This window comes from Nguyenibacter vanlangensis (genome assembly GCF_013376155.1).
Lineage (GTDB): Bacteria > Pseudomonadota > Alphaproteobacteria > Acetobacterales > Acetobacteraceae > Gluconacetobacter > Gluconacetobacter vanlangensis.
In genome coordinates this window covers 1-2,861 of record NZ_JABXXP010000379.1, presented here as the reverse complement: position 1 = coordinate 2,861, position 2,861 = coordinate 1, and the positions used below count along the sequence as shown (strand labels likewise).

Sequence of the window (2,861 nt, the reverse complement as noted above, 5' to 3'; positions counted from 1 at the left end):
CCTTCGCGGCCCGGCTGCGGGCCGAGGGGTATGTGACGGTCGATGCCCTGGCCCAGGTGGCCGATCCGGACGCCGAGGGGCGGCGCCTGGATTGCGCGCTGATCGCCTCGGGCGGGGGCGTCGTGGCGCTGGACTGACACGCCCCGCCGATCGCCCTTTCGCGGCCCGTTGCGGCAGGCCGCCCGTTGCCCACCACTTCTATCCTACTGGCCTTGAGCCCAGTGACTTTGAACTCACTGCCTTCGAACAAGGAGCACCTTATGTCCAACGTCACCGTGATCGGCGCCCAGTGGGGTGACGAGGGTAAGGGAAAGATCGTCGACTGGCTGGCCAGCCGGGCCGATATCGTCGTCCGCTTCCAGGGCGGGCACAATGCCGGCCATACGCTGGTGGTCGGCAACCAGACCTATAAGCTGTCGCTGCTGCCTTCGGGTCTGGTGCGGGGCAAGATGGGGGTGATCGGCAACGGCGTGGTGGTGGACCCCGAGGCGCTGCTGTCCGAGATCGACCGCGTGACCGCCCAGGGGCTGGACGTGTCGCCCCGGACCCTGCGGATCGCCGAGAACGTGCCGCTGATCCTGCCGGTGCATGCCGCGATCGACCGGGCGCGCGAGGAAGCCCGCGGTGCGCGCAAGATCGGCACCACCGGCCGGGGCATCGGCCCGGCCTATGAGGACAAGGTGGCCCGCCGGGCGATCCGGCTGTGCGACCTGGCCGAGCCCGAGACGCTGGACTGGAAGCTGGACGAGCTGCTGCTGCATCACAACACGCTGCTGGCCGGGCTGGGCGCCGCGACCTTTACCAAGGAGGCGCTGCTGGCGCACCTGAACGGGCTGGCGCCGCGCATCCTGCCCTATATGGAGGCGGTGTGGGACCTGCTGGACGATGCGCGCCGGGCCGGCCGCCGCGTGCTGTTCGAGGGTGCGCAGGCGGTGATGCTGGATGTCGACCACGGGACCTATCCGTTCGTCACCAGTTCCAACACGATCGCCGCCAACGCGGCCACCGGCAGCGGTGTCGGCCCGGGCAGCGTGGGATTCGTGCTGGGGATCGCCAAGGCCTATGCGACCCGGGTGGGCGAGGGGCCGTTCCCCAGCGAACTGCATGATGAGACGGGCCGCACCCTGGGCGAGCGCGGCCACGAGTTCGGTACCGTCACCGGACGGCCGCGCCGCTGTGGCTGGTTCGATGCGATGCTGGTGCGGCGCGCGGTGCGGGTCGGCGGGGTCAACGGCCTGGCGCTGACCAAGCTGGACGTGCTGGACGGGCTGCCGGAGATCCGCATCTGCGTGGGGTATGAGCTGGACGGCCGGACTATCCGCAGCTTCCCGTCCGCGCCGTCGGCCCAGGCGCGGGTCAAGCCGGTCTATGAGACGATGGAAGGCTGGACCGAGACGACTTATGGCGCGCGGTCGTGGGTGGATCTGCCGGCCCAGGCGATCAAATATGTCCGCCGGATCGAGGAACTGGTCGAAGCGCCGGTCACGCTGCTGTCCACCAGTCCTGAACGCGACGACACGATCCTGGTGCGCGACCCGTTCGAGAACTGACGGAGCGGCAGGCGGGAGGGGGAGCCCCTCCCTCCGGCTTCAGCCTGCCTGCAGCGCCTCGCGATGGGCGTCGACTTCGGCCTTCATCGCCGCCTGCACCTTCTCGAAGGCCCGGACCTCGATCTGGCGCACCCGCTCTCGCGAGATATTGTAGGTGTGGGACAATTCCTCGAGCGTCGCGGGTTCGTCCTTCAGGCGGCGCTCGGTCAGGATATGCCGCTCGCGCACGTTCAGCGTCTTCAGCGCATTGTCCAGCAGGGCCTTGCGGCCGCTGAATTCCTCGCTTTCCGCCAGGGTCTGTTCCTGGTTGTCGTGCTCGTCGACCAGCCAGTCCTGCCATTCGCCTTCGCTGTCGGCGCGCAGCGGGGCGTTCAGGCTGTGATCCGGCGCCGACAGGCGGCGGTTCATGTTGATGACGTCCTGCTCGGGCACGCCCAGCGAGGCGGCGATCTGGTTGACCTGCTCGGGCTTCAGGTCGCCGTCGTCGATGGCCTGCATCTGGCCCTTCAGCCGCCGCAGGTTGAAGAACAGCTTCTTCTGCGCGGCCGTGGTGCCCATCTTCACCAGCGACCAGCTATGCAGGATATATTCCTGGATCGCGGCGCGGATCCACCACATGGCATAGGTCGCCAGGCGGAAGCCCCGGTCGGGATCGAAGCGGCGCACCGCCTGCATCATGCCGATATTGCCTTCGCTGATCAGTTCGCCCAGCGGCAGGCCGTAGCCGCGATAGCCCATGGCGATCTTGGCGACCAGGCGCAGATGCGACGTGACGAGCGCGTGCGCGGCTTCGGAATCGCCCTTGTCCTTCCAGCGTCGCGACAGGCGCTGTTCTTCCTCGGGCGAGAGCATGGGAAATTTGCGGATGTCCTGAAGATACCTTGACAGGTTGGATTCAGGACCAACATTCAGAACGGAAGAGGCCATGGATCGGACTCCTTTGTCCGGGAGATCTGGTGCGCCCTGGATGTCCTACGGCACATCCGTGAAAGGGTTCCCTGACTTGTCCCGTATGACGCGTGGATTGGACATTACGTCCCCGTGTGGCACCCCCGCGATGGGCCGCGCCGACACGGGACGTCCATTCCGGCGGTCGCGTCACCCGCCGGAGAAGTTTGAAGCCTACTGTCGGGACGGGCCGAGCGTCAAGGAATCCTCCCTGTCGATTGCCTTAAAACTATGCAATCTTCGCGATAAGTGTCTGAAAATCGTCCGGAGGCGCGGTCTCGAACAGCAGGGGCCGGCCGGTCGCCGGGTGGGTGAAGCCCAGCCGCGCCGCGTGCAGCGCCTGGCGCGGGAAGTCCAGGGCGG

At 67.4% G+C, this 2,861-nt stretch carries 2 protein-coding genes and 1 pseudogene; 1 reads left to right on the top strand and 2 read right to left on the bottom strand.

The window, feature by feature from the left end:
• Positions 1–260 precede the first annotated feature (260 nt).
• Positions 261–1,550 carry an adenylosuccinate synthase gene (locus HUK84_RS14170; RefSeq protein WP_176640869.1) on the top strand — a complete coding sequence of 430 codons (1,290 nt, stop codon included), beginning with the start codon at positions 261–263 and terminating at the stop codon, positions 1,548–1,550.
• Positions 1,551–1,589: 39 nt separating this feature from the next.
• Here the strand turns inward: HUK84_RS14170 and rpoH are convergent, their stop codons facing one another.
• Both rpoH and HUK84_RS23255 read right to left on the bottom strand, forming a co-directional pair.
• Complete coding sequence (rpoH, locus tag HUK84_RS14165) at positions 1,590–2,477, bottom strand: RNA polymerase sigma factor RpoH (RefSeq protein WP_176640868.1); 888 nt, start codon at positions 2,475–2,477, stop codon at positions 1,590–1,592.
• 250 nt (positions 2,478–2,727) lie between these two features.
• Positions 2,728–2,861: pseudogene (locus tag HUK84_RS23255) on the bottom strand (RNA pseudouridine synthase); the annotation flags it as partial.

What these genes read in the sequence shown, in the direction of transcription:
- rpoH (WP_176640868.1), bottom strand. Translation starts at nt 2,477, where the DNA reads ATGGCCTCTTCCGTTCTGAATGTTGGTCCTGAATCCAACCTGTCAAGG.
- HUK84_RS14170 (WP_176640869.1), top strand. Translation starts at nt 261, where the DNA reads ATGTCCAACGTCACCGTGATCGGCGCCCAGTGGGGTGACGAGGGTAAG.